The 17,941-nt window shown below is 73.2% G+C and carries 19 protein-coding genes and 1 pseudogene; 7 read left to right on the top strand and 13 right to left on the bottom strand.

Translation table 11 applies throughout. From position 1 onward, the window contains the following. Positions 1–16 precede the first annotated feature (16 nt). Complete coding sequence (locus KC207_RS02900) at positions 17–1,615, bottom strand: ABC-F family ATP-binding cassette domain-containing protein (protein WP_211601397.1); 1,599 nt, start codon at positions 1,613–1,615, stop codon at positions 17–19. A 113-nt stretch (positions 1,616–1,728) separates the two neighbouring features. Here KC207_RS02900 and ypfJ point away from each other — a divergent pair. From ypfJ to KC207_RS02885, 3 genes and pseudogenes are all read left to right on the top strand, one after another. Next, positions 1,729–2,644 (top strand): annotated as a pseudogene (gene ypfJ / locus KC207_RS02895) (KPN_02809 family neutral zinc metallopeptidase). Positions 2,645–2,719: 75 nt separating this feature from the next. Beyond that, positions 2,720–3,064 (top strand): VOC family protein, encoded by a 345-nt coding sequence (locus KC207_RS02890; RefSeq protein ID WP_211601602.1) that lies wholly within the window; start codon positions 2,720–2,722, stop codon positions 3,062–3,064. 44 nt (positions 3,065–3,108) lie between these two features. Further along, complete coding sequence (locus KC207_RS02885; RefSeq protein WP_211601396.1) at positions 3,109–3,387, top strand: hypothetical protein; 279 nt, start codon at positions 3,109–3,111, stop codon at positions 3,385–3,387. Positions 3,388–3,406: 19 nt separating this feature from the next. Here KC207_RS02885 and KC207_RS02880 read toward each other — a convergent pair whose 3' ends face one another. From KC207_RS02880 to KC207_RS02830, 11 genes are read right to left on the bottom strand one after another with little or no spacing between them, the layout of a single operon-like run. Then, positions 3,407–3,928 (bottom strand): acVLRF1 family peptidyl-tRNA hydrolase, encoded by a 522-nt coding sequence (locus KC207_RS02880; protein ID WP_211601395.1) that lies wholly within the window; start codon positions 3,926–3,928, stop codon positions 3,407–3,409. 4 nt (positions 3,929–3,932) lie between these two features. Further along, on the bottom strand, positions 3,933–4,259 hold the full coding sequence (locus KC207_RS02875) for a metal-sulfur cluster assembly factor (protein WP_211601394.1): 327 nt from the start codon (positions 4,257–4,259) through the stop codon (positions 3,933–3,935). Next, positions 4,256–4,702: a Fe-S cluster assembly sulfur transfer protein SufU gene (gene sufU, locus KC207_RS02870; RefSeq protein ID WP_211601393.1), complete on the bottom strand. Its 447-nt coding sequence runs from the start codon at positions 4,700–4,702 to the stop codon at positions 4,256–4,258. Before sufU ends, KC207_RS02875 begins: the two co-directional genes overlap by 4 nt. Beyond that, a complete protein-coding gene (locus KC207_RS02865; RefSeq protein ID WP_211601392.1) occupies positions 4,702–5,997 on the bottom strand; it encodes a SufS family cysteine desulfurase in 1,296 nt (431 codons plus the stop codon). The genes sufU and KC207_RS02865 overlap by 1 nt, the downstream gene beginning before the upstream one ends. Further along, on the bottom strand, positions 5,997–6,761 hold the full coding sequence (sufC, locus tag KC207_RS02860; protein WP_211601391.1) for a Fe-S cluster assembly ATPase SufC: 765 nt from the start codon (positions 6,759–6,761) through the stop codon (positions 5,997–5,999). Before sufC ends, KC207_RS02865 begins: the two co-directional genes overlap by 1 nt. 5 nt (positions 6,762–6,766) lie before the next feature. Continuing rightward, positions 6,767–7,108 carry a non-heme iron oxygenase ferredoxin subunit gene (locus KC207_RS02855; RefSeq protein WP_249138513.1) on the bottom strand — a complete coding sequence of 114 codons (342 nt, stop codon included), beginning with the start codon at positions 7,106–7,108 and terminating at the stop codon, positions 6,767–6,769. After that, positions 7,105–8,283, bottom strand: a complete 1,179-nt coding sequence (gene sufD, locus KC207_RS02850) for a Fe-S cluster assembly protein SufD (RefSeq protein WP_211601390.1) — start codon at positions 8,281–8,283, stop codon at positions 7,105–7,107. Before sufD ends, KC207_RS02855 begins: the two co-directional genes overlap by 4 nt. Next, positions 8,283–9,704: a Fe-S cluster assembly protein SufB gene (sufB, locus tag KC207_RS02845; protein ID WP_211601389.1), complete on the bottom strand. Its 1,422-nt coding sequence runs from the start codon at positions 9,702–9,704 to the stop codon at positions 8,283–8,285. Before sufB ends, sufD begins: the two co-directional genes overlap by 1 nt. After that, positions 9,701–10,396 (bottom strand): helix-turn-helix transcriptional regulator, encoded by a 696-nt coding sequence (locus KC207_RS02840; protein WP_211601388.1) that lies wholly within the window; start codon positions 10,394–10,396, stop codon positions 9,701–9,703. Before KC207_RS02840 ends, sufB begins: the two co-directional genes overlap by 4 nt. A gap of 47 nt (positions 10,397–10,443) precedes the next feature. After that, positions 10,444–11,391, bottom strand: coding sequence for a CDP-diacylglycerol--serine O-phosphatidyltransferase (gene pssA, locus KC207_RS02835; RefSeq protein WP_211601387.1), 948 nt, complete (start codon positions 11,389–11,391; stop codon positions 10,444–10,446). Next, a complete protein-coding gene (locus KC207_RS02830; RefSeq protein WP_211601386.1) occupies positions 11,388–12,050 on the bottom strand; it encodes a phosphatidylserine decarboxylase in 663 nt (220 codons plus the stop codon). The genes pssA and KC207_RS02830 overlap by 4 nt, the downstream gene beginning before the upstream one ends. A 25-nt stretch (positions 12,051–12,075) precedes the next feature. Between KC207_RS02830 and KC207_RS02825 the strand changes: the two genes are divergently transcribed. Genes KC207_RS02825 through KC207_RS02815 form a run of 3 tightly spaced genes read left to right on the top strand, consistent with a single transcriptional unit; the run spans position 12,076 to position 14,475 of the window. Continuing rightward, a complete protein-coding gene (locus tag KC207_RS02825) occupies positions 12,076–12,786 on the top strand; it encodes an ABC transporter ATP-binding protein (protein ID WP_211601385.1) in 711 nt (236 codons plus the stop codon). Continuing rightward, positions 12,783–13,526 (top strand): ABC transporter permease, encoded by a 744-nt coding sequence (locus KC207_RS02820; protein ID WP_211601384.1) that lies wholly within the window; start codon positions 12,783–12,785, stop codon positions 13,524–13,526. The genes KC207_RS02825 and KC207_RS02820 overlap by 4 nt, the downstream gene beginning before the upstream one ends. Positions 13,527–13,554: 28 nt before the next feature. Then, on the top strand, positions 13,555–14,475 hold the full coding sequence (locus tag KC207_RS02815; RefSeq protein WP_211601383.1) for a COX15/CtaA family protein: 921 nt from the start codon (positions 13,555–13,557) through the stop codon (positions 14,473–14,475). A 42-nt stretch (positions 14,476–14,517) separates the two neighbouring features. On the opposite strand, the gene KC207_RS02810 is transcribed toward KC207_RS02815, so the two are convergent. Beyond that, positions 14,518–15,465 carry a heme o synthase gene (locus KC207_RS02810; RefSeq protein WP_437179116.1) on the bottom strand — a complete coding sequence of 316 codons (948 nt, stop codon included), beginning with the start codon at positions 15,463–15,465 and terminating at the stop codon, positions 14,518–14,520. Positions 15,466–15,648: 183 nt separating this feature from the next. On the opposite strand from KC207_RS02810, the gene tkt reads away from it, so the two are divergent. After that, the gene (tkt, locus tag KC207_RS02805; RefSeq protein ID WP_211601382.1) at positions 15,649–17,937 is read left to right on the top strand and encodes a transketolase; all 2,289 of its coding nucleotides are present in this window, start codon (positions 15,649–15,651) and stop codon (positions 17,935–17,937) included. The last annotated feature ends 4 nt before the right edge of the window (positions 17,938–17,941 follow it).

The following is a 17,941-nucleotide window of genomic DNA, read 5'->3' as shown; positions in this document are numbered from 1 at the left end:
CCTATTGCGTCCAGGGTCAGGCCAGGGTGACGAGCTCGCGGTAGTCGGCTCCGTAGAGGTCCTCGACGCCGTCGGGCAGCAGGAGGATCCGCTCCGGCTCCAGCGCGTCGACGGCGCCCTCGTCGTGCGTCACGAGGACGACGGCGCCCTCGTACGTCCGCAGGGCCCCGAGGATCTCCTCGCGCGAGGCGGGGTCGAGGTTGTTCGTCGGCTCGTCGAGGAGCAGGACGTTCGCCGACGACACGACGAGCAGGGCGAGCGACAGGCGGGTCTTCTCGCCGCCGGAGAGCACGGCCGCCGGCTTGTGGACGTCGTCGCCGGAGAAGAGGAAGGACCCGAGCACCTTTCGGACGTCGGTCTCGCCGAGGTCCGGGGCGGCGGACTTCATGTTCTCGAGCACGGTCCGCCCGACATCGAGGTTCTCGTGCTCCTGCGCGTAGTAGCCGAGCTTGAGCCCGTGGCCCGGCTCGACCTGGCCGGTGTCCGGGTCGTCGACGCCCGCGAGCAGCCGGAGCAGCGTCGTCTTCCCGGCGCCGTTGAGGCCGAGGACGACGACCCGCGAGCCGCGGTCGATCGCGAGGTCGACGTCGGTGAACACCTCCGCCGAGCCGTACGAGCGGGACAGCCCGGAGGCACGCAACGGGGTCTTGCCGCACGGCGACGGCTTCGGGAAGCGCAGGTTCGCGACCTTGTCCTGCGCGCGCTCCGCCTCGAGCCCGCCGAGCAGCCGCTCGGCCCGGCGCTGCATGTTCTGCGCCGCGACCGTCTTCGTCGCCTTGGCCCGCATCTTGTCGGCCTGGGCCATGAGCGCGGACGCCTTCTTCTCGGCGTTGGCGCGCTCGCGCTTGCGGCGCCGCTCGTCGGTCTCGCGCTGCTGGAGGTACGCGGACCAGCCGAGGTTGTACTGGTCGAGCTCCGCGCGGTTCGCGTCGAGGTGGAAGACCTTGTTGACGACGACACCGAGGAGGTCGACGTCGTGGCTGATGACGACGAGGCCGCCGCCGTAGCCCTTGAGGTGGTCACGCAGCCAGAGGACCGAGTCGGCGTCGAGGTGGTTCGTCGGCTCGTCGAGGAGCAGGGTCTCGGCGCCCGAGAAGAGGATCCGGGTCAGCTCGACACGGCGGCGCTGGCCACCGGACAGGGTCCCGATCTCCTGGTCGAGCAGCCGCTCCTCGAGGCCGAGCGCCGCGGCGATCCGGGCCGCCTCGGACTCCGCCGCGTACCCGCCGGCCGCGGTGAACTCACCGTCGAGCCGGGCGTACTGGCGCATCGCCTTCTCCTGGCGCTCCCCCGTCTCGGCCCCCATCGCATGCTCGGCCGCACGGAGGTCCCGCACGATGGCGTCGAGCCCCCGCGCGGACAGGACCCGGTCCCGGGCGGAGACGTGGAGGTCGCCCGTGCGCGGGTCCTGCGGGAGGTAGCCCACCTCGCCGGACCGGGTGATCGTGCCGGCGGCGGGCTGGGTGACCCCGGCGAGCGTCTTCGTCAGCGTCGTCTTGCCGGCCCCGTTGCGGCCGACGAGACCGATCCGGTCGCCGGGCGCCACGCGGAAGGAGGCCCCGTCGAGGAGCAGGCGGGAGCCCGCACGCAGCTCGACGGACGCAGCGGTGATCACGGGGGGCCTTCCGGTCGGGGTCGGATGCGGAGGTCGGGGTGGGCACGAGCCGCTCCGCTGGTCCTAGTCTAAGGGCCGGCGGGCGTGGGCCCGTCCCGACCCGGAGGTGGCCCGTGAGCTTCAACGACGACGTCACGCTCGACACCTCGCAGGTGCGCTCCGGTGGGCGGGGCGGCGGACGCGGGGGTCTCGTCGTCGGCGGGGGCGTCGGGGGCCCTGCTCGTCGCCGTGCTGCTCGTCGTCCTCGGGGTCGACCCGTCGATCCTCGGGACCGGCGGCGCGTACGACCCGGGCCAGGTGGAGGCCGCGGGTGGGACCGACGAGGACGCCTTCGAGCGGTGCCGGACCGGCGCGGATGCCGACGCCGACGTCGAGTGCCGGGTCATCGGGACGGTGAACTCGGTCCAGGCGTTCTGGGAGGACGAGCTGCCCCGGGCCCTCGACCGGGAGTGGCAGCCGACGCAGACGGTGCTCTACGCCGGGTCGACACCGTCGGCCTGCGGGACGGCGAGCAACAGCGTCGGCCCCTTCTACTGCCCGTCGGACCGGCTCGTGTACGTCGACGCCGACTTCTTCGCCGTCCTCACCGACCGCTTCGGGGCCGACGACGGCGCCCTCGCCCAGGAGTACGTCGTCGCCCACGAGTACGGCCACGCACTCCAGGACCAGCTGGGGCTGCTCGGCCGCGCCCAGGAGGACCGGCAGGGCGCGGACTCCGGTGCCGTGCGTGTCGAGCTCATGGCCGACTGCCTCGCCGGGGTGTGGGCGCACCACGCGAGCGAGGTGACCGACGAGGACACCGGGGTCGCCTTCCTCGAGCCGCTGACCCGCGAGGACGTCGACTCGGCCCTGTCCGCGGCCGCCGCCGTCGGTGACGACCGGATCCAGGAGGCCGCGACCGGCCGCGTCGACCCGGAGTCGTGGACGCACGGGTCGGCCGCGTCCCGGCAGCGCTGGTTCCTCGACGGCTACGAGACCGGGGACCTCGGGCGCTGCGACACCTTCGCCGTCGACTCGGTCTCCGGCTGACCGCCTCCCGCTGGACTTCCGGACGCCCCGGGCACAGGATCGAAGGCCCGACGAGAGGAGGACGCCGTGCGGGTCATGGGCGTCACGCCGAACATCTCGGTCGACGACGTCGAGCGGGCCCGGACCTTCTGGACCGAGGTGCTCGGCTTCTCCGTCGTGGAGTTCGACCTCGGCTGGGTCACCCGCCTCACCTGCCCGACGTCGGGTGCGCACGTCCAGCTCGTGACCCGGGACGCGACGGCACCGGAGGACTCCGCCCTCACGGTGAAGGTCGACGACGTCGACGCCGCCCATGCCGAGGCCGTCGCGGCCGGGGCGGAGATCGTCCACCCGCTCGGCACGGAGGGGTGGGGCGTGCGACGGTTCTTCCTCCGCACCCCCGACGGCACGGTCGTCAACGTGGCGCAGCACCACGGGTGACATCGGCGCCGTCGCGACCTACGGTAGTCGTGAGGTGATCTGGGATGAAGCACCACGGAGGGGGACCCGTCGCGCGGCGGGTCGCGATCGTCTGCACGGCCCTCGTCGCCGTGCTCTTCGGCACGGCCGGCATCGTGACCGGCGACCTGGGGACCACGCTGATCGGCGTCGGGTTCGTCGTCGTCATGGTGGTGCTCTCCGTGCCGGGCCTGCGCTGGCTGCGGCGCGGTGACGGGCCGCACGCGACACGCTCGGCGGCCGACGAGGACCGCGAGACCTACGTCCACCTCCGGCACACCGGTGGCAACTCCAACGGCCGCTGAGCGACGGACGCGGCCCGGGCTACTCCTCGATCGTGACGCGGACGGCGCGGGCGCGCTCGTAGGCCGTCTCGAGGACGGCGAGCCGCGGGTCGGGCAGGTCGAACAGCTCGCGCCGCGGCAGGTCCCGCAGCCCCGCGAGGCGGTCGTCGTCGAGCACCGCCTCGGCGAGCGACCGGTCGCCGCCGAGGACGACGCCGCGCGCCCCGCTCCCCCGCAGCAGCCGGACGGCGTGCTCGGTCACGGCACCGACGAGCTCGTCGGCCTGGTTGCCGCGGCGCCGGGCGAACCGCTGCTGGCTCCAGCCACCGGCCGCCGTGCGGGACTGGACGTACCGGGTCCCCGTCTTGTGCGCGCTCAGCGCGCCGGAGGACCCCACGCCCACGGCGTAGCCGCCCCGGCGGACGAGGACGAGGGCCAGCGGGTCGTGGTCGAACTCCTCGACCCCGGCGACGCGCTGCGGCCCGTCGGGGTTGTTCTCGTCGAAGCGCGCCCGCCAGCGGGGGTACCGGGCGGGCGCGACCTCGACGACGCGGGTGGGCACCCGCTCAGATGTTGAAGCCCAGCGCGCGCAGCTGCTCGCGGCCGTCGTCGGTGATCTTGTCCGGACCCCACGGCGGCATCCAGACCCAGTTGATCCGGTGCGAGGCGACGACGCCCTCGAGCGTCTGCTGCACCTGGTCCTCGATGACGTCGGTGAGCGGGCAGGCCGCGGACGTCAGCGTCATGTCGATGACGGCGTGGTTCTGCGGGTCGACGGTGACGCCGTACAGGAGGCCGAGGTCGACGACGTTGATCCCGAGCTCGGGGTCGACGACGTCGCGCAGGGCCTCCTCGACGTCCGCGACGTTGGCGGGGGTGGCGGTGTCGGTCACTTCTGTGCTCCTTCGGCCTGGTACAGGGCGTCGGTGAAGGCGGCCCACGACAGCAGGGCGCACTTCACCCGGGCGGGGTACTTCGCGACGCCGGCGAGGGCGACGCCGTCGCCGATCGCCTCCTCGTCGCCGGGGTCCTCCCCCTTGCTCGTGAGCATGGCGCGCATCGCCTCGTAGGTCTCCCGGGCGTGGGACACGGTCCCTCCGGTGACCTCCTCGGCGAGGATCGAGGCGGAGGCGACGCTGATCGAGCAGCCCATCGAGTCGTACGAGACGTCCTCGACGACGGCGTCCGCACCGGTGCCGACGAGGTGCACGCGGAGGGTCACCTCGTCGCCGCACGTCGGGTTCACCTGGTGCGACTGACCCTCGAAGGGGTCGCGAAGCCCGGCGCGCACCGGGTTCTTGTAGTGGTCGAGGATGAGCTCCTGGTAGAGGTCCATCAGGCGGGCACCTCCAGCCCGAAGAGCGCGGGGACGCGGTCGAGCGCCTCGAGCAGCGCGTCGACCTCGGCGGGGGTCGTGTAGGCCGCGAACGACGCCCGGGTGCTCGCCGGCACCCGCAGCGCCCGGTGCAGCGGCCACGCGCAGTGGTGGCCGACGCGCACCTCGACGCCGCGGTCGTCGAGGACCTGCCCGACGTCGTGCGGGTGGACGCCCTCGACGGCGAAGGCGACGGCGCCGCCGCGGTCGCGCAGGTCGGCCGGCCCGAGGACGGTGACCCACGAGCGCTCGCCGAGCCCGCGGACCATCCGCTCCGTGAGCATCTGCTCGTGGGCATGGACGCGGTCCATCCCGAGGGCGGTGAGGTAGTCGCACGCCGCGGCCAGCCCGACGGCCTGGGCCGCGACGGGCACCCCGGCCTCGAACTTCTGCGGCACCGGTGCGTACGTCGAGCCCTCCATCGTCACCGTCTCGATCATCGAGCCGCCGGTGAGGAACACCGGCATCTCGTCGAGCAGCTCGGGGCGGCCCCAGAGGACGCCGACCCCGAGCGGGCCGAACATCTTGTGCCCGGAGTACGCCATGAGGTCGACGCCGAGGTCACGCACGTCGACCGGCAGGTGCGGGACCGACTGGCAGGCGTCGAGGACCGCGAGGGCCCCGACGGCGTGCGCCCGCTCGACGAGCTCGTGGACCGGGTTGAGGGTGCCGAGGACGTTGGACACGTGGGTGAAGGCGAAGACCTTCGTCCGCTCGGTGAGGACGCTGTCGAGGTGCTCGAGGTCGAGCTTGCCCTCGGGCGTGACCGGCACCCAGCGCAACGTCGCGCCGGTCCGCCGGCACAGCTCCTGCCACGGGACGAGGTTCGCGTGGTGCTCCATCTCGGTGACGAGCACCTCGTCGCCAGGGGCGAGGCAGAACCGGTCACCGCGGCCGCCGCCGCCGCCGGCCGCGCCGTTGCTGAAGGCGTACGCGACGAGGTTGAGGGCCTCGGTCGCGTTGCGGGTGAAGACGACCTCGTCGGCCGAGGCCCCGACGAAGCGCGCGATCGTGGCGCGGGCCGACTCGTAGGCGTCGGTGCCCTCCTCGGAGAGCTGGTGGGCGCCCCGGTGGACGGCGGCGTTCGTGTGCTCGTAGAACCGGCGCTCCGCGTCGAGGACGACCGTCGGCTTGTGCGAGGTGGCCCCGGAGTCGAGGTAGACGAGCGGGTGCCCCCCGCGCACGGTGCGCGACAGGATCGGGAAGTCGGCCCGGAGGCGGGCCGACTCCTCGTCGGTGAAGGGGGCCGCGGACATCAGGCCCCGGCGCCCGCGGGGAGGAAGCGGTCGTAGCCCTCGGCCTCGAGGCGGTCGGCGAGCTCGGCGCCGCCCTGCTCGGCGATCCGGCCGTCGACGAACACGTGGACGTGGTCCGGGGTGATGTACCGCAGGATGCGCGTGTAGTGGGTGATGAGCAGGACGCCGACGTCGGTGCCCTCCTTGACCCGGTTGACGCCCTCGGACACGACGCGCAGGGCGTCGACGTCCAGACCGGAGTCGGTCTCGTCGAGGACGGCCATCTTGGGCTTCAGCAGCTCCATCTGGAGGATCTCGTGGCGCTTCTTCTCGCCACCGGAGAAGCCCTCGTTGACGTTGCGCTCGGCGAAGGCGGGGTCCATGCGCAGGTTGCCCATGGCGTCCTTGACGTCCTTGACCCAGTGCCGCAGCTTCGGGGCCTCGCCGTCGACCGCGGTCTTCGCCGTGCGCAGGAAGTTGGACACGGTGACGCCGGGGACCTCGACGGGGTACTGCATCGCGAGGAACAGCCCGGCGCGAGCCCGCTCGTCGACGGACATCTCGAGGACGTCCTCGCCGTCGAGGGTCACCGAGCCGGAGGTGACCGTGTACTTCGGGTGGCCGGCGATGGAGTAGGCGAGGGTCGACTTGCCGGAGCCGTTCGGCCCCATGATGGCGTGCGTCTCGCCGCTGTTGATGGTCAGCGTGACGCCGCGGAGGATCTCCTTGGCGCCCTCCTCGGTGTCGACGCTGACGTGGAGGTCCTTGATCTCAAGGGTGGACATGAAGCTCAGCTCTCCTCGGAGAGGGCGACGAAGACCTCGTCACCCTCGGTTCGGACGGTGTGGACGACGATCGGGACGGTGGCCGGCGGCCCGGAGGGCTCGCCGGTGAGCAGGTCGAAGCGGGAGCCGTGCAGCCAGCACTCGAGGGTGCAGCCGTCGAGCTCGCCCTCGGACAGCGAGACGTTCGCGTGCGTGCACGTGTCGTCGACGCAGTGCACGCCGCCGTCCTCGGTCCGCACCAGCGCCACCCGGCGGCCGTGGATGTCGGCCGCGGCGGCCCCCGTCGCGGGGAGCTCGTCGAGCCGGCAGACCCGGACGAAGCCCTGCTCGGTCAGCTGCTCGCTCACGCGGCGGCCTCCCCGGCGAGCTCGCGCTCGATGGCCTCCATGAGGTGCTCCTGCACCTCGGGGACGCCGATCCGGGCGACGACGGAGGCGAAGAACCCGCGCACGACGAGGCGGCGGGCCTCGTCCTCCCGGATCCCCCGCGCCATGAGGTAGAACAGCTGCTCGTCGTCGAAGCGACCGGTGGCGGACGCGTGGCCCGCACCCTCGATCTCCCCGGTCTCGATCTCGAGGTTCGGCACCGAGTCGGCACGGGCGCCGTCGGTGAGGATGAGGTTGCGGTTCAGCTCGTAGGTGTCGGTGCCCTCGGCCGCGGCACGGATGAGGACGTCACCGACCCAGACGGTCCGGGCGGTCTCGCCCTGGAGGGCGCCCTTGTACTCGACGTTGCTCCTGCAGTGCGGCGCCTCGTGGTCGACGAAGAGCCGGTGCTCGAGGTGCTGGCCGGCGTCGGAGAAGTAGACCCCGAGGCCCTCGAAGGACCCGCCGGGACCGGCGTAGGACGCGTTCGTGTTCACCCGGACGACCCCGCCGCCGAGCGTCACGGCGATGTGCCGGACCCTGGCGTCCCGACCGACGACGACGTCGTGCTGGGCGAGGTGGTGGCTGCGGTCGTCCCACTCCTGGACGGACACGACGGTGACGTCGGCACCGTCGCCGGTGAGCACGGTGAGCATCTCCGAGTAGTCGGCCACCCCGGTGTGCTCGAGGACGACCGTCGCCTTCGCGAAGCGGCCGACCCGCACGAGGAGGTGCCCGTGGACGAGGTCCTGCTCGGAGCCGGTGAGCCGGATCCGGACCGGCTCGGTGAGCTCGGCCTCGGCCGGGACGTCGACGACGCCGACCCCGCCGCTGTGCGCGGCGGCGACGGCCGCCGCACGGTCCTGCGGCGTCGGGACCCCGAGGGCCTGCCAGTCGGCGACGGAGATCGTCGACGTCGTGACGCCCTCGGGCAGGGTCTCGGTCCAGTCGAGGTGGGCACCGGTGGCCTCGTCCCGGAAGAACGTGCCGAGCCGGTCGACCGGCGTGAAGCGCCACTCCTCCTCGCGCCCGGTGGGGACCACGAAGGCTGCGACGTCGAACGAGGAGACCCGCTCGGCCCGGGAGGCGTCGGGGACCATCGTCGCCGCGCTGTGGGTGTGCTCCCCCTGGGTGGGGGTCTGGGTCAGCAGGCTCATCAGCCGACCGCTCCTTCCATCTGCAGCTCGATGAGGCGGTTCAGCTCGAGGGCGTACTCCATCGGGAGCTCCTTGGCGATGGGCTCGACGAAGCCGCGCACGATCATCGCCATCGCCTCCTCCTCGGACAGACCGCGGGACATGAGGTAGAACATCTGGTCCTCGGACACCTTCGAGACCGTGGCCTCGTGGCCCATCTGGACGTCGTCCTCGCGGATGTCGACGTACGGGTAGGTGTCGGACCGGCTGATCGTGTCGACGAGCAGCGCGTCGCAGACGACGGAGCTCTTCGAGCCGTGCGCCCCCTCCATGACCTGGACGAGGCCGCGGTACGACGTGCGACCCCCGCCGCGGGCGACGGACTTGCTGACGATCGAGGACGAGGTGTTCGGGGCCGCGTGGACCATCTTCGACCCGGCGTCCTGGTGCTGGCCCTCGCCGGCGAAGGCGATGGACAGGGTCTCGCCCTTGGCGTGCTCGCCGAGGAGGAAGACGGCCGGGTACTTCATCGTCACCTTGGAGCCGATGTTGCCGTCGATCCACTCCATCGTCGCGCCCTCCTCGCAGGTGGCGCGCTTCGTGACGAGGTTGTACACGTTGTTCGACCAGTTCTGGATCGTCGTGTAGCGCACGCGGGCGTTCTTCTTCACGACGATCTCGACGACGGCGCTGTGCAGGCTGTCGGACTTGTAGATCGGCGCGGTGCAGCCCTCGACGTAGTGCACGGACGAGCCCTCGTCGGCGATGATCAGCGTCCGCTCGAACTGACCCATGTTCTCGGTGTTGATCCGGAAGTAGGCCTGGAGCGGGATGTCGACGTGGACGCCCGGCGGGACGTAGATGAACGAGCCACCGGACCACACGGCCGTGTTGAGCGCGGCGAACTTGTTGTCGCCGGCGGGGATGACGCTCGCGAAGTACTCGCGGAAGAGGTCCTCGTGCTCGCGCAGACCGGTGTCGGTGTCGACGAAGATGACGCCCTTCTCCTCCAGGTCCTCGCGGATCTGGTGGTAGACGACCTCCGACTCGTACTGCGCCGCGACACCCGCGACGAGGCGCTGCTTCTCCGCCTCCGGGATGCCGAGCTTGTCGTACGTCGCCTTGATGTCCTCGGGCAGGTCCTCCCACGAGGTGGCCTGCTTCTCGGTGGACTTCACGAAGTACTTGATGTTCTGGAAGTCGATCCCGCTGAGGTCGCTCCCCCAGCTGGGCATCGGCTTCTTGCCGAACAGCCGCAGCGACTTCGTCCGCAGGTCCTTCATCCACTGCGGCTCGGCCTTGCGGTCCGAGATGTCGGTGACGACGTCCTCGGACAGGCCGCGCCGCGCGGACGCGCCGGCGGTGTCGCTGTCGGCCCAGCCGTACTCGTAGCGGCCGAGGTCCTTCAGACCCGGGTTGAGCTCTTCGATGTGGCTCGTCATCGCGATGGCCTCTCGGTGGTCGGGGTCGGGACGAACGTGGTGCAGACGTGGTCGCCGTGGGCGAGGGTCGCCAGGCGCTGGACGTGGACGCCGAGGAGGCGGGAGAACGCCTCCGTCTCGGCCTCACACAGCTCCGGGAACTCGCTCGCGACGTGCTGCACCGGGCAGTGGCCCTGGCACAGCTGCACTCCGGTGAGCGCGTGCGGGGCGTCCGGTGTTCCCACCGGACGGGCCGAGGCGGAGTAGCCCTCGGCGGTGAGCGCGCGGACGAGGGCCTCGGCGCGCTCGGCGGGGTCGTCGGGGCTCGTCGCGAGCTCCTCGGCGATGCGCTGCTCGAGGCCGGCCATCCGCTCCTCCGCGAAGGCCTGGACGGCGTCCGGGCCCGCGGTGCGGCGCAGGAAGCGCAATGCCTCCCCCGCGAGGTCGTCGTAGTCGGCGCTCAGGGCGCGGTGGCCGGCCGACGAGACGACCCACGCCTTCGCGGGGCGGCCGCGGCGGCGGGGACCGCCGACCTCCCGGGGCTCGACGAGCCCGTCGGTGTGGAGGGAGTCGACGTGCCGACGGACGGCGGTCTCGGTGACCCCGAGGACGGTCGTCAGCGCGGCAATGCTCACCGGGCCCTGCTGGCTCACGACACGCAGCACCCGGTCGCGGGTGCGCGACTCCTGGGTCGGGGTGTCGGTATTAACCACACACTCATGTTAGGTAAATGCCGCGCGCGGCACCAAGCAAGGCTCCCCTAACCCGCCGAGGGGTCGTCGACCGCGTCGTCCGCGTCGATCGGGAGCAGCACCGACGGCAGCCGGCGCCGTGGCGGGGCGACGGCGTCCGCGCCGAACAGCCGCTCGCGCACCGGTGCGGTGAGCACCCCGAGCGGGGCGGTGAGGACGTAGCCGTACGCGACGACGACGAGCGTGAGCCCGGGGGACGCGAGGAGGCCGACCGCGACCGCGAGCAGGACGGCCCCCGCCCCGGCCCGGGCCCGGCCGCCACGGGGCGAGAGCAGGCTGCGGAAGGAGCGGAAGCGGACCGTGACGACCATGAGGAGGGCGGGGACGACGCTCACGAGGAGCGGGAACCAGGCCCGCCACGGCCCCTCGCCCGGACCCCACAGGGGCGACTCCAGGGCGAGGATCGTCGCGATGACGACGCTCGCCGCCCCCGGGGACGGGAGGCCGACGAAGTACCGCTTGTCGGCCGTCGGGTCGATCGTGACGTTGAAGCGCGCGAGGCGGAAGGCGGCGCACGCCAGCCACAGGAAGGCCACGGCCCAGGACAGGAAGGGCCACTCGTCGAGCGCCCAGAGGTGGACGAGCACCGCCGGGGCGAGACCGAAGGACACGAGGTCGGCGAGCGAGTCGAGCTGGAGCCCGAACGGCGACGTCGCCCCGACCCGCCGGGCGACGAACCCGTCGGCGATGTCGAGGGCGATGGCGAGGACGACGAGCAGCGCCGCCGCGGTGAACCGCTCCTCGAACGCGAGCAGCACCGACGTGAAGCCGCTCATCATGTTCGCCGTCGTCAGGGCGCTCGGGGCGAGCAGCCGGGCCCGCTCGCGGCGCGGCAGCTGGCGCAGCGAGACCACCTCCGCGCCGCTCGGGGACACCAGCCGCCACCGGTCGAGGAAGCGGCGTCCGCCGGCCCGGCCGTCGGTCGGCCCCCGGTCGTCGGTCGGTCGCCGGCTCACCGGCGGTCCGACGGCCACCGCGCGAGCACCGTCTCTCCGGCGACCACCCGCTGCCCCCGCGCGACGGCGATCTCGCAGGCCGTCGGGACGAACACGTCCATCCGTGACCCGAACTTCATGAGGCCGATCCGCTCCCCCGTGCGCACCGTGTCGCCGGCGACGACCCGGGTGACGACCCGACGGGCCATGAGACCGACGACCTGGCGGAAGTGCACGGTCCGGACCTGGCCGTCGACCTCGCGCTCGACGGTGAGGTCCGAGCGCTCGTTGAGGTGGGCGCTCTCGTGCCGGTAGGCCGCGAGCCACCGCCCGGGGCGCCGCACGACCTCGGTGACCCGACCGCCGTAGGGGGCCCGGTTGACGTGGACGTCGAACGCCGAGAGGAAGATGCTCACCTGCAGCCAGTCCCCCGCGGGCGCGACGCCGTCCTGGCCGGGACCGGCGTGGACGACCCGTCCGTCGGCCGGGGACACGACGACGTCGGGGGTGACCTCGCGGCGGTCCGGGCCCCGCTCCGGGTCTCGGAAGAAGGCCGCGACGGCGAGCGGTGCCACCGCGAGGAGGGCGGCCAGCCGGGGCCGGCCGGAGAGGAGGGCGAGGGCGCTCGGCGCGGCGGCGACGGCGGTCGCGGGCACGGCCTCCCGGTCGATGCTCGGCATGCGGACCAGCCTAGGATGTCGCGCCATGACCGACGCGGTGGTGGTGCGTGACGTGCGCCGCGTCTTCGGCCCGGTCACCGCGCTCGACGGCGCCTCCTGGGAGGCACCTCTCGGGGCCGTCACGGCCGTCCTCGGCCCGAACGGGGCCGGCAAGTCGACGACCGTCGACTGCCTCGTCGGCCTCGACCGTCCCGGCTCCGGCACGGTGCGGGTGCTCGGGACCGACCCCTGGCACGCCGACGCCGGCCACCGCGCCCGCGTCGGGGTCATGCTGCAGGACGGGGGGCTGCCGACGACGTCCCGCCCGCTCCCCCTCCTGCACCACCTCGCCGCGCTGCACCGGGACCCCTGGCCGGTCGAGGACCTGGCCCGCCGCCTCGGGATCGACGGCTTCGCCCGCACGACCGTCCGCCGGATGTCCGGCGGCCAGCGCCAGCGGATCGCCCTCGCGGCGGCGCTCGTCGGTCGCCCCGACGTCCTGCTCCTCGACGAGCCGAGCGCCGGGCTCGACCCGCACGGCCGGCGTGAGGTGTGGCGGCTCGTGCGCGAGGAGGCCGACCGCGGCGTCGGCGTCGTCCTCACGACCCACTCCTTCGAGGAGGCCGAGCGGGTCGCGGACGGTGTCGTCGTCCTCGCCGGCGGCCGGGTCGTGGCCGCGGGGACGGTGGCCGACGTCGCCGGCACAGAAGGCCTCGAGACGACCTACTTCCGGCTCACCGAGGGGCCACCGCGATGACGCGCCCGGTCCCGCCCGGGGCCCGGGTACGGGCCCAGGCCGCGTTCGAGGCCCGCATGCTGCTCGGCAACGGCGAGCAGCTGCTCGTCTCGCTCGTGCTGCCGGCCCTGGCCCTCGTCGGGCTCACCCTGGCGTCGGTGCCCGACCTCGGCGCCGCCTGTCGCGTGGACGTCGCCACGGCCGGGGCGCTCGCCCTCGCGGTCGTCTCGACCGCGTTCACCGGGCAGGCGATCGCGACCGGCTTCGACCGTCGGGCGGGCGTGCTCCGGCTCCTGGGGACGACGCCGCTCGGCCGGGGCGGCCTGCTCGGGGGCAAGGCCCTCGCCGTCCTCGCGGTGCTCGCCGTCCAGGTCGCCGTCCTCGGCGCCCTCGGGCTCGCCCTCGGCTGGCGCCCGCAGCCCGCCGGCCTCCTCCCCGCGCTCCTCACGCTGCTCCTCGGGGCCGGGTCCTTCGCCGCGCTCGCTCTGCTCCTCGCCGGGACGGTCCGGGCCGAGGGGGTCCTCGCCGTGGCCAACCTCGTCTGGGTCCTGCTCCTCGGGCTCGGCCTGCTGCTGCCGACCTCGTCCCTGCCCGGGCCGCTGTCCGCGCTCGCCGCGGCGCTGCCGTCCGGCGCCCTCGGTGACGCGGTGCGGGCCGCCCTCGTCGACGGTGCCTGGCCCTGGGGGCCGTGGGTCGTGCTCCTCGTCTGGGGCACCGCGGGCACCGCGGGCGCCGTGCGGTGGTTCAGGTGGTCGGGGTGACCGGTCGCCCCCGACGTACGATGACCCGGTGAGCGTGTCCCTCCTGCCCGACGAGGTCTCGACGCGGACGCTCCGCCGCTGGGCGTGGGCGAACCTCGTCGCCAACACCGTCATCATCCTCACCGGCGGCCTCGTCCGGCTCACCGGGTCGGGGCTCGGCTGCCCGACGTGGCCGCGGTGCACCCCGGAGTCCTTCGTCCCGCACCGCGAGCTCGGCCTGCACGGGGCCGTCGAGTTCGGCAACCGGCTCCTCACCTACGTGCTCGTCGCCGTGGTGATCGGCACGCTCGTCGCCGTGTGGCGCTGGTCGCGGACCTCCCGCTCGCTGCGGGTCCACACGGCGGTCATCGCCGTCGGCATCCCGTTCCAGGCCGTCATCGGGGGCATCACCGTCCTCATGGACCTCAACCCGTGGATCGTCGCGCTGCACCTCGTGCTCTCGCTCGTCCTCGTCTCGCTCTCGACGTGGCTCGTCCTGCGCGTCTCGGACCGGTCCCGCGGCCCCGTCCCCCCGCGGGCGGCGCCGCTCGCCCTGGTGGCACTCGTCCTCACCTGGGTCGCGGTCTACCTCGGGACCGTCGTCACCGGCAGCGGCCCGCACGCCGGCGACGCCGACGTGCCCCGGAACGGGCTGGACCCCGAGCTCGTGAGCCGTGTCCACGCCGTGAGCGTCTACCTGCTCGTCGGCGTCACCGTCGCGCTGTGGCTGCTCGTGCGCCGCTCGGCGGCGCGGACCGCGGTCACGGCCCTGCTGGCGGTCGAGCTCGCCCAGGGCGTCGTCGGCTACGTCCAGTACTTCACCGGCCTGCCGGTCGCCCTCGTCGCGGTCCACCTCGTGGGCTCCGCCGCCGTCGTCGCGGCCGCCACGTGGGCCGTCCTCGAGACCCGACCGGTCGCTCCCCTGCCGGTACCCGAGCGGGCCGAGTCCGGCGCCGGCGTCCCCGCCTGACCGCCGCCGTCACCGGTCCTCCGGCGACCGGCACGAGGGCCCTCAGCCGGCGAGCGGGACCAGCAGCAGCGGGTCGACCGCGACGGCGAGGAAGACGACGGTCACGTAGGTGATCGAGTAGTGGAACAGCCGCATCGGCTTGAGGGCGTGCCCCGTGACGCCCCGCTTGGCGGCGCCGAGCAGCCGGTGCGCCTCGGCGACGAAGAGGACGCCCGCGGCGACGGCAGCGGCGGTGTAGACCCACCCCATCCCCGCGACCGGCACGAGGACGAGGGACGTCGCGACCATGACCCACGAGTAGAGGACGACCTGGCGGCCGACGGCGACCGGACCCCGCTCGACCGGGAGCATCGGCACCTCGGCGGAGGCGTAGTCGTCGCGGAAGGCCATCGACAGGGGCCAGTAGTGCGGCGGGGTCCAGAAGAAGATGACGAGGAAGAGCACCACGGCCGGCCACCCGACGGTGCCGGTCACCGCGGACCAGCCGATGAGGGTCGGCATGCAGCCGGCGACCCCGCCCCACACGATGTTCTGCGCCGTCCGCCGCTTGAGGAGCACCGTGTAGAAGACGGCGTAGAGCGCGATCGCCGCGAGCGAGAGCAGCGCCGAGACGACGTTGACGACGAGGGCGAACCACACCGTCGAGACGACCGTGAGGACGCCGCCGAAGACGAGCGCCTCGCGGACACCCACCTCGCCGGTCACCATCGGCCGGGTGCTCGTGCGGTGCATGAGGCCGTCGATGTCGCGGTCGTACACGGAGTTGAACGTGTTCGCCGCCCCGGCGCTCAGGACGCCGCCGACGAGGGTCGCGGCGAGCAGCCAGAGCGAGGGGACCCCGCGCTCGGCGAGGAACATGACCGGGACCGTGGTGACGAGCAGGAGCTCGATGATGCGCGGCTTGGTCAGGGCGACGAACGCGGCGACCCGGCTCCGACGGACCGGCGGCACGGCGGGTGCCGCCGCGGTCGGCAGGGAGGTGCTGGACACGTCGTCCTCACGAGTCGGAGTGCAAGTGCACGGCGATTCTAGCCGCGCCCCGCGGTCTGCCCCGCGACCGCCCCCGACGTGCGCACACGCCCCGGGTCTAGGGTGGTCGGAGAAGCTGAAAGGACGGCCGCCACCGCGTTCCGGCGGGCGTCCGCCGAAGGTCTCCCGCGAAAGAGGTACACCTTGTCCCCCAGCACCCGCACCCGCTCCGCCGGCGCCGTCGCCGCGCGCTCGTCCGCCCTGACCCGCCCCGTCGCCAAGAAGGCCGGCTGGAGCGACCTCGACGTCCGCGCCGTCGACACCGCCCGGGTCCTCGCCGCCGACGCCGTCCAGCACAAGGGCAACGGCCACCCGGGCACGGCGATGAGCCTGGCCCCCGTCGCCTACCTCCTCTTCCAGCAGGTCATGCGGCACGACCCCGCGGACCCCACGTGGCTCGGCCGGGACCGGTTCGTCCTCTCGTGCGGGCACTCCTCGCTCACCCAGTACGTGCAGCTCTACCTGTCCGGCTACGGCCTCGAGCTCAAGGACCTCAAGGCCCTGCGGACGTGGGAGTCGCTGACCCCCGGGCACCCCGAGGTCCACCACACCCCCGGCGTCGAGATCACGACCGGCCCGCTCGGCTCGGGTCTCGCCTCCGCCGTCGGCATGGCGATGGCCCAGCGCCGTCAGCGCGGGATGCTCGACCCCGACGCCAAGGCCGGCGAGAGCCCCTTCGACCACCACGTGTGGGTGCTCGCCTCGGACGGGGACCTCATGGAGGGCGTCGCGTCGGAGGCGTGCTCGCTCGCCGGGCACCAGGAGCTGGACAACCTCACCGTCGTCTACGACGCCAACCAGATCTCCATCGAGGACGACACCGACATCTCCTTCAGCGAGGACGTCGCGAAGCGCTTCGAGGCCTACGGCTGGGACGTCGTCGACGTCGACTGGCGCCAGTCCTCCGACCCCGCCGGGACCGACGACTACACCGAGGACGTGGACGCCCTCCTCGCGGCGCTGCAGAAGAGCCGCCGCCCGGGCAAGCGCCCCACCCTCGTGCGGCTGCACACCGTCATCGCCTGGCCGGCGCCGTCGGCCCGCGGCACGGGCAAGGCGCACGGGTCGGCCCTCGGCGACGACGAGGTCAAGGCCACCAAGGAGCTCCTCGGCTTCGAGCCCGGCAAGTCCTTCCAGGTCGAGAAGGAGGTCCTGGCGCACACCCGCGAGGTGAAGAAGCGCGGCAAGGCCGCCCACCGCGACTGGGACAAGGGCTACGCCGCGTGGCGCAAGGGTCACCCCGAGGAGTCGGCGCTCCTGGACCGGCTCACCTCCGGCGAGCTCCCTGACGGCTTCGTCAAGGCGATCCCGACGTTCGAGCCCGACGAGAAGGGCCTCGCGACCCGAGCCGCCTCCGGGACGGTGCTCGGCGCGCTCGCCGACACCCTGCCCGAGCTGTGGGGCGGGTCGGCGGACCTCGCCGGGTCGAACAACACGACGATGGAGGGCGTCGAGTCCTTCGTCCCCACCGGCAAGCAGACCGAGATGTTCCAGGGCGGTCCGTACGGCCGCACCCTGCACTTCGGCATCCGCGAGAACGCCATGGGGATGATCCTCAACGGCATCGCGCTCGAAGGGCTGACCCGCCCCTACGGCGGCACGTTCCTCGTCTTCTCCGACTACATGCGCCCGGCCGTGCGGCTCGCGGCCATCCAGGAGCTCCCCGTGACGTTCGTGTGGACGCACGACTCGATCGGTGTCGGGGAGGACGGCCCCACCCACCAGCCGATCGAGCACCTCGCCTCGCTGCGGGCCATCCCCCGGCTCGACGTCGTGCGCCCGGCGGACGCCAACGAGACCGCCGAGGCGTGGGCCGAGGTGCTGCGCCGGCACCGGACCGCCGGGTTCGCGCTCTCCCGGCAGAACCTGCCGACGATCGACCGCACGACGCACGCGAAGGCGAGCGGGGTGCGCAAGGGCGCCTACGTGCTCGTCGACGGTGGGAAGGACGGCGACGAGTCCCCGGACGTCGTCCTCGTCGCGACCGGCTCCGAGGTCTCCCTCGCCCTCGAGGCGCGCGAGCGCCTGGAGAAGGCACGGATCCGCACGCGCGTCGTGTCGATGCCCTGCCGGGAGTGGTTCGAGGAGCAGTCGCGCAGCTACCAGAACAAGGTGCTCCCGCCGGACGTCAAGGCCCGGGTGAGCATCGAGGCCGGTGTCGCGATGGGCTGGCACGACCTCGTCGGCGACTCCGGCCGGTGCGTGAGCATCGAGCACTACGGCGCGTCCGCCGACGCGGGAACACTCTTCCGTGAGTTCGGGTTCACGCCGGAGGTCGTCGTCAAGGCCGCGAAGGACTCCCTCAAGGCCGCCCGTGCGGCCGGGCAGGTCCCCGCGGTCAGCGACACGGCGCCGCGGGTCAAGAAGGCCCGCGCCGCCACGAGCAGCACGAGCACGCCGAACCGCCTCAGCGCGGACTCGGCGAGGAAGTGAGACG

The sequence above is a fragment of the Phycicoccus avicenniae genome, from assembly GCF_018139485.1.
Classification (GTDB): domain Bacteria; phylum Actinomycetota; class Actinomycetes; order Actinomycetales; family Dermatophilaceae; genus Phycicoccus; species Phycicoccus avicenniae.
This window is presented reverse-complemented; position numbering and strand designations above follow the sequence as displayed.

Bases quoted from the DNA above. Each gene is read 5' to 3' on its own strand.
- KC207_RS02865 (WP_211601392.1), bottom strand. From the start codon at position 5,997: ATGTCCGCGGCCCCCTTCACCGACGAGGAGTCGGCCCGCCTCCGGGCC.
- KC207_RS02830 (WP_211601386.1), bottom strand. From the start codon at position 12,050: ATGCCGAGCATCGACCGGGAGGCCGTGCCCGCGACCGCCGTCGCCGCC.
- KC207_RS02885 (WP_211601396.1), top strand. From the start codon at position 3,109: ATGAAGCACCACGGAGGGGGACCCGTCGCGCGGCGGGTCGCGATCGTC.
- sufB (WP_211601389.1), bottom strand. From the start codon at position 9,704: ATGACGAGCCACATCGAAGAGCTCAACCCGGGTCTGAAGGACCTCGGC.
- KC207_RS02890 (WP_211601602.1), top strand. From the start codon at position 2,720: ATGGGCGTCACGCCGAACATCTCGGTCGACGACGTCGAGCGGGCCCGG.
- KC207_RS02820 (WP_211601384.1), top strand. From the start codon at position 12,783: ATGACGCGCCCGGTCCCGCCCGGGGCCCGGGTACGGGCCCAGGCCGCG.
- sufU (WP_211601393.1), bottom strand. From the start codon at position 4,702: ATGGACCTCTACCAGGAGCTCATCCTCGACCACTACAAGAACCCGGTG.
- KC207_RS02825 (WP_211601385.1), top strand. From the start codon at position 12,076: ATGACCGACGCGGTGGTGGTGCGTGACGTGCGCCGCGTCTTCGGCCCG.
- sufD (WP_211601390.1), bottom strand. From the start codon at position 8,283: ATGAGCCTGCTGACCCAGACCCCCACCCAGGGGGAGCACACCCACAGC.
- sufC (WP_211601391.1), bottom strand. From the start codon at position 6,761: ATGTCCACCCTTGAGATCAAGGACCTCCACGTCAGCGTCGACACCGAG.